Genomic DNA, 6,349 nt, shown 5'->3' on the forward strand with positions numbered 1-6,349 from the left:
GGCGTCCCGGCGGGCCGCCGCAGGCTCCCGCAGGACCCCGGCGCCGGCCGTGGCCGCTGCGCCTGCTCGGCGCGCTGCTGCGCTGGGTGCCGCGCCTCCTGCTCGTGGGGTCGGTGTACCTGCTGGTCACGCAGCAGTACACGGTCGCACCGTACCTGTCGGCCCCCGCGCTCGGTGCTGCCGCGTTCGGCGTCGCCGTCCTGCTGCGCCTGAGCGGGCACCGCGTCAAGGTCTGGTTCTACGGTCTGGCCGCGCTGGTGATCGGCGTGGTGTCGGTCTCGCTGTGGCTCGGCAGCGCGGGCCTGCTGCCGTCGGGCTGGACGTCGTTCTGACGCGACCCGATCCCGCGCCCCCCTCACCGGAAGTCCCGTGACCGCCCCGCCGTCGTCAGCGACAGCGGGGCGAGGTGCTCCGCGACGAGGTTGACCGCGCCGTCAGCCGACTCGACGCGCCCCCGGACCACCATGGCCTGGGCGGTGCGCGCCACCTGCCGGAACCGCTGCCACAGCCCGACGGTGCAGATCACGTTGAGCAGGCCCGTCTCGTCCTCCAGGGACAGGAAGGTCACGCCCCCTGCCGTGCCCGGCCGCTGCCGGTGCGTCACCACGCCGCCGACGGCGACCCGCCGCCCCGCCTCGGTCGTCGTCGCCTGCGCCACGGTGAGCACGCCCGCCGCCGTCAGGCCCGGCCGCACGTGCTGCGTCGGGTACGCACCGGGCGTCACGCCGGTCGCCCAGGCATCGGCCTGGGTCAGCTCGAGCTCGTTCATCCCCGGCAGCGTCGGGGCCTCGACGCCGACGCTGACGCCGGGCAGCGTCGTCGGCCCCTCCTGGCCCAGCGCACCCGCCGCCCACAGGCCCTCCCGGCGGTCGACGCCGAGCGGCTCGAGCGCCCCGGCCGTGGCCAGCGCCTCGAGCTGCGCCGTCGACAGCTCGACGCGCCGCACCAGGTCCTGCAGCGACGCGTACGGACGCTCGGCGCGCGCCGCGACGATCTCCGCCGCCTTGTCCTTGCCGATGCCCCGCACGCTCTCCAGCCCGAGCCGGACCGCGAGCGCCGGGTCGGCGCGGACGAGGCGGGCCGTCGCGGGGACGGTCCCGTCGGGCGGGGTCGTGGCGTCGGGCAGGCGTTCCACGGCCGCGAGGCCGCGGGAGGCGGCGACGGAGGGGCGCAGCACGTGGACGCCGTGCCTGCGGGCGTCGGCGGCCAGGGACTGGGGCGAGTAGAAGCCCATGGGCTGGGCGCCGAGCAGGCCGGCGTAGAAGGCGGCGGGGTGGTGCACCTTGAGCCACGAGCTGGCGTACACGAGGTAGGCGAAGGAGTAGGCGTGCGACTCGGGGAAGCCGAAGTCGGCGAAGGCCTTGAGCTTGTCGAAGATCTCCTGCTGGACGTCGGGCGGGATGCCGTTGCGGGTCATCCCGGCGTAGAGGCGCCCGCGCAGCTCCTCCATGCGTTCCATCGACCGCTTGGAGCCCATGGCACGGCGGAGCTGGTCGGCCTCCTTGCCGGTGAAGTCGGCGACGTCGATGGCCATCTGCATGAGCTGCTCCTGGAAGAGCGGCACGCCGAGGGTGCGGCCGAGGGACTTCTCGAGCAGGGGGTGCAGGTACTCGACCTTCTGCCGTTTGCGGGCGCGCTCGATGTAGGGGTGCACCGACCCGCCCTGGATGGGGCCGGGGCGGATCAGCGCGACCTCCACGACGATGTCGTAGAACCGTTGGGGGCGCAGGCGCGGCAGGGTGGCCATCTGGGCGCGGGACTCCACCTGGAAGACGCCGACGGTGTCGGCGGCGCACAGCAGCTCGTACACCGCCGGGTCCTCCTGGGGCAGGCCGTGCAGGGTGAGCTCCTCGCCGGTGTGCTCCTGGACGTGCTCGAAGGCGTAGCGGATGGCGGTGAGCATGCCGAGGCCCAGGAGGTCGAACTTGACGAGGCCGGCGTCGGCGCAGTCCTCCTTGTCCCACTGGAGCACGGTACGGCCCTCCATGCGGGCCCACTCCACGGGGACGACCTCGATGACGGGGCGGTCGCACATGACCATGCCGCCGGAGTGGATGCCGAGGTGGCGGGGCAGGCGCAGCATGCGGTCGGCGAGGTCGAGCACGTCGTCGGGGATCTCGCCCTCCTCGGCGGCGGACGGCGGCGTGCGGAACGGGACGACGTCGTGCGTGTCGTCGGCGCGGGTGCGCGGCTGTCCGGGGATGCGCTGGTCCTCGGCGAGCACGTCGACGACGGGCGGCCCGGCGTGCCCGGTGTGCGGACGCGGCTCCCGGGGGCCGTGCTCCTGTCCGTGCTCCTGTCCGTGCTCCTGTCCGTGCTCCTGTCCGTGCTCCTGTCCGTGCTCCCGGGGGCCCCACAGCGCGGTGGTGCGGGCGTCCTTGGCGGCGGTCCGGTTCTCCGGCGTGGGCGCCGCCGCGCGCGGCTTGAGCGACCCCCAGCGCTCGATGCTGCGCGACCAGGCGTCCTGCTGCCCGACGTCGTAACCGAGGGCGCGGGCGGCGTCGCGCACGGCGGAGCGGGGGCGGTAGGAGATGACGTTGGCGACCTGCGCGGCGTGCGTGCGGCCGAACGTCTCGTAGACGTGCTGGATGACCTCCTCGCGGCGCACGGACTCGATGTCGACGTCGATGTCGGGCGGCCCGTCGCGCTCGGACGCGAGGAACCGCTCGAACAGCAGGCCGTGCGCGACGGCGTCCACCGCGGTGATGCCGAGCGCGTAGCAGACGGCGGAGTTGGCGGCGCTGCCCCGGCCCTGCGCGAGGATGCCGTGGGTGCGGCAGAACTCGACGATGTCGTAGACCACGAGGAAGTACCCGGGGAACTCGAGGTCGGTGATGACCTTCAGCTCGTGCTCGACCTGCTCCCACGCCGTGCGGTTGCCGCCGCGCGGGCCGTAGCGCCGCTCGGCGCCGCGGTAGGTGAGCTCGCGCAGCCAGGACGCCTCGTCGTGGCCGTCGGGCACCGGGTAGGGCGGCAGCTGGGGCGCGATGAGGCTGAGGTCGAACGCGCACTCGGCGCCGAGCGCCGCGGCCGTCGGCACGGCCTGCGGGTGACGGCGGTGCAGGCGGGCCATCTCGGCGCCGCTGCGCAGGTGGGCGGTCGGGGCGCCGGGCAGCCAGCCGTCGAGGTCGTCGAGGCCGGACCGGGCTCGGACGGCGGCGAGCGCGCCCGCCAGGTCGGCGTCGCGGGGGCGGGCGTAGTGCGCGGCCGTGGTGGCGACGAGCGGCAGGTGCGCCTCGTCGGCCAGCAGGGCGAGCGCGTCGTGCAGGGCGGCGTCGCGCGGGTCGCCGGTCGCGGTGATCTCGACGGCGACGTTGTCCCGGCCGAACGTGCTCGTCAGCACGTCGAGCTCGTGCCGGGCGGCGGTGAGCCGGTCGGCCCGGCTGCGCCCGGAGGTCAGGGCGCGGCGCACCGCGCCCTTGCGGCACCCGGTGAGCACGAGCCACTCGCCCGACGCCGCCTCGCCGAGCCCGTCGGTCGTGTACCGGGCGGCGCCCTTGACCCCGGCCTCGAGGTGCGCCGTCGCGATGGCGCTCGACAGGTTCCGGTACCCCTGCGCGCTGCGGGCCAGCACGAGCAGGTGCGTGGCGCGGGGGTCGGGCACGCCGGTGGGCGGGTCCAGGACGGGCGCGCCCTGCACCTCGGCGGGCAGGTGCAGCTCGGCGCCGAACGCCGTGCGCAGCTCCGACCCGGCCTCCCGCAGGCGCTTGGCCGCCTCGGCGAACCGCACCACGCCGTACAGGCCGTCGTGGTCGGTGAGGGCGATCGTCTCCAGCCCCAGGCGGTCGGCCTCGGCGACGAGCTCCTCGGGGTGCGAGGCGCCGTCGAGGAAGCTGAACGCGGAGTGGGCGTGCAGCTCGGCGTAGGCGGGTCGGCCGGTCGTCCGCCCGGCCGTCCGCTCAGTCATAGAGCGCCTCCAGCACCCAGGCGCCCGCCGACGCCGACAGAAGCAGCCCCGGCGCCGGCGCGGCCTGCTCGGGCATGACCTCGGTCGTGACCTGGAAGAACACGCGCCGTCTCCCCCGGGGCGTCCACCACCGCTCGGCGACCGGCCAGGGGCCCGCCCAGTCGGTGACGGCGGCGTCGAGGCCGCCCGCGACGTCGGGCACCACCACCCGTGCGGGCGCGCCGCTGACCGCGAGCCGCACGTCCACGACGACGGGCCGCCCCGCCGCGTCGAGCACCTGCGCAGGAACGGGCTCCGGCAGCACCACGGACGGCGCGGGCGGCGGCAGCGCGCCCGGCCAGGGCCGGTCGGGGGCGCGCTCGGCCGGCACCTGCTCGCCGTAGGGCACGAGCTGGACGCGGTCGCGGGGGTCGCGCCCGCCCTGGAGCCGCACGGTGAGCACGGCGTCACCGCCGAGCAGTGCCTGCACGCGCTCGACGGCGCGGCGGGCGCGCAGGTCCTCCCCCGCACCGGGCCCCCACAGGCGCGGCTGCAGGGCGCCGGCGGGCGTCACCTCCTCCGCGGTCAGGGTGAGCCCCGCGAGGGGCGCGGGTGCCTCGCCCCGCCCGAGGGACGACTCCGTGAGCCAGCCCTCGAGCTGCCACCGCACGCGGTCGGTGATCCGGGCCGCGGACAGCCCGCCGAGCGCGTCGTCGGTGCGCCACAGCCGCTCCAGGGTGCGTGCCTCGCCGGTGACCGGGTCGACGGCGCGCGCCGTGATCCGCAGCCGCCCGCTGGCCAGGCCCTTGCGGTGCAGGTCGTCGTGCAGGTGCTCGGCCAGGCGGCGGGCGGCGAACGTCGCGACGTCGACCCGGTGCGCCGGCGGGTCGAGCTCCTCGGTGACGGACAGGTCCTCGGCCGTGCGGCGGCGGGCCGGCGGACGCACGTCCTGCCCGCGGGCGAGGCGCTGCGCCCAGACGCCGAGGTCGCCGAACCGTGCCGCGACGGCGGCGTCGGGCAGCGCGGCCAGGTCGGCGAGCGTGCGGACGCCGAGGCGGCGCCACAGGTCGACCAGCTCGGTCAGCGCGCGGTCGGCCGGGCGGGCGTGCACGAGCACGGCGGCGGGGCGGGGCGCGAGGTAGTCGGCCGAGGTCCCCGGCGGCACGACGACGTCGTCCCGGGCGGCCAGCACCGCGGCGAGGTAGCCGTCGGCGACCCCGACCTGGCACTCGTGCCCCGTGCGGACGGCGACCTGCTCGGTCAGCTCGCGTGCCAGCTCGTGCTCGGACCCGTGGTAGCGCGCCGCGCCGCCCGACGGCAGCAGGAGCAGGCCCGGCCGGGCGATCTCCAGCCCGGAGACCACCGTCTCGGCCGCGACGGCGACCGGCTCGAACTCGCGCGCGTCGCGTGCGTCGTCGGCGGGCCAGAGCTGCAGGTCGGGGCAGCGCGCCTGGGCCTCGCGCCGGCGCATGCCGCGCCGCACCCCCGCGCTGCGGGCGGGCGCGGAGACCGCGACGACCCGCCCGCCGGGGCCGCCCGTGACGGCGGCGGGCGTCTCGGGGCCCAGCCCTGCCACCACCAGGGCGGCGACGACCGGCCAGTCCGGCACCCAGAGGCAGGCGGTGCGGGTGACGGCGGCCGTCATCCCACCAGCTCCAGGCCGACGGGCTCCGGACGCACGGGGCGTACGGGGGCGAGGCGCGGAACCTCTGGCGCCTCGGCCGGGGCGAGCGGTTCCGCCAGGTCGGCGACCAGGTCGGGCACCCGGCACACGGGCACCTCGACGTCGAGGTCCAGCGGGCGGGCGGCGCTCCCCCGGCCCGTGCGCCGCACGCGCAGCGTCCGCCGCCGCAGCCAGCCTGCCCCGTGGTCGATCCCCGCCCACCCGCCGTCCACCGCGTCGAGCACCACGTGCGCCCCGCTCCACACCCCGTCCTCCCGCTGAGTGCGGGACGTTCGCCCTGTCGAAACGGTTCGAGAGGGCGAGTTCCCCGCACTCAGCGGGGAGACGGCAGGGACCAGGACGGTGCCCCGGTCGCGGGCCCGGGCCGCCAGCCGACGACGGTCGTGGTCCAGCAGCGTGACCTCCGGGCCGATCACCACGACGTCCATGCCGTCGACGAGCGCGGCGAGCACGGCGGGGGCGTCCACCGCCGACCCGGCGGGCAGCGGCACCACGAGGGTGCGCTCCAGGTCGCACCCGGCGTCGGCCGCCGCGGCGATCCCCGCGGCCGGGTACCCGACCAGCACCGTCCACGCCCCGTCGCGCGAGGCCTCGGCGAGCAGGGCCAGCAGCAGCGACGTCGACCCCCGGACGACGACGGTGGACCCGGCCCGCAGGCCGCCGTCGGGCAGCAGGGGGGCGAGGTACGGGTGCACGGGCAGCACGCGCGCGCCCTGCTCGGGCCCGGGCACCACCCGACCGGCCGGGACGGCCCCGTCGCCCCTGTCGCCCGTCCTGTC

Annotated in this window: 4 protein-coding genes; 1 reads left to right on the forward strand and 3 read right to left on the reverse strand. The window is 77.0% G+C overall.

The window, feature by feature from the left end; genetic code table 11:
- Positions 1–332 (forward strand): hypothetical protein (locus HLB15_RS21680; protein WP_212760210.1); only part of this gene is annotated, 332 nt, incomplete at its 5' end.
- Positions 333–355: 23 nt separating this feature from the next.
- On the opposite strand, the gene HLB15_RS21685 is transcribed toward HLB15_RS21680, so the two are convergent.
- The 3 genes from HLB15_RS21685 to imuA' all read right to left on the reverse strand — a co-directional run.
- The gene (locus tag HLB15_RS21685; RefSeq protein ID WP_171108577.1) at positions 356–3,907 is read right to left on the reverse strand and encodes an error-prone DNA polymerase; all 3,552 of its coding nucleotides are present in this window, start codon (positions 3,905–3,907) and stop codon (positions 356–358) included.
- The gene (locus tag HLB15_RS21690) at positions 3,900–5,531 is read right to left on the reverse strand and encodes a Y-family DNA polymerase (protein WP_171108579.1); all 1,632 of its coding nucleotides are present in this window, start codon (positions 5,529–5,531) and stop codon (positions 3,900–3,902) included. Before HLB15_RS21690 ends, HLB15_RS21685 begins: the two co-directional genes overlap by 8 nt.
- Positions 5,528–6,349: DnaE2-dependent mutagenesis accessory factor ImuA' (gene imuA', locus HLB15_RS21695; RefSeq protein WP_212760211.1), on the reverse strand; the 822-nt coding region annotated here is incomplete at its 5' end. The genes imuA' and HLB15_RS21690, both read right to left, overlap by 4 nt.

Origin of the sequence: Promicromonospora citrea (genome assembly GCF_013004695.1) — a bacterium.
In the GTDB taxonomy this organism is placed as follows: domain Bacteria; phylum Actinomycetota; class Actinomycetes; order Actinomycetales; family Cellulomonadaceae; genus Promicromonospora; species Promicromonospora citrea.